The 364-nt window shown below is 61.0% G+C and carries 1 protein-coding gene; it reads right to left on the bottom strand.

Annotation, left to right across the window (positions count from 1 at the left end; translation table 11 throughout):
* A partial coding sequence (locus KJQ96_RS38850) for an AMP-binding protein (RefSeq protein WP_213291205.1) occupies positions 1 to 364 on the bottom strand: 364 nt, incomplete at both ends.

Genomic DNA, 364 nt, shown 5'->3' with positions numbered 1-364 from the left:
TGGCTGGCGGCCGAGTCCGCCAGCATCTGTTGCCCAAGCACATCCAGATGGCTGGGGGTGATATCAATGATCCCGCAGCCCGAGCTGATCTTTTCCTTTACCCCCTCGACCTCGTCTCCCTCCCTGACAAGCTGTGCGTGGCCACCACAGAGCAAAGGCGCAAGCAGGCTCGTGATTATGGCATCGAAGGCCAGGGAAGAGGAGACCAGGGAGGATGACCTGGGCGCATAAGCTTCGCAAGCCCAGGACAGATAATTGGCCACTCCCCGATGCTCGACCATGACGCCCTTTGGGGTTCCGGTTGAGCCTGAGGTGTAGATCACATAGGCGAGATGGCGTGAGGTCAGGCCCAGCGCGCGCGGGT

Origin of the sequence: Bradyrhizobium sp. sGM-13 (genome assembly GCF_018398875.1) — a bacterium.
In the GTDB taxonomy this organism is placed as follows: domain Bacteria; phylum Pseudomonadota; class Alphaproteobacteria; order Rhizobiales; family Xanthobacteraceae; genus Bradyrhizobium.
The sequence above is the reverse complement of the archived record's forward strand: the minus strand, read 5'-3'. Positions and strand labels throughout refer to the sequence as shown.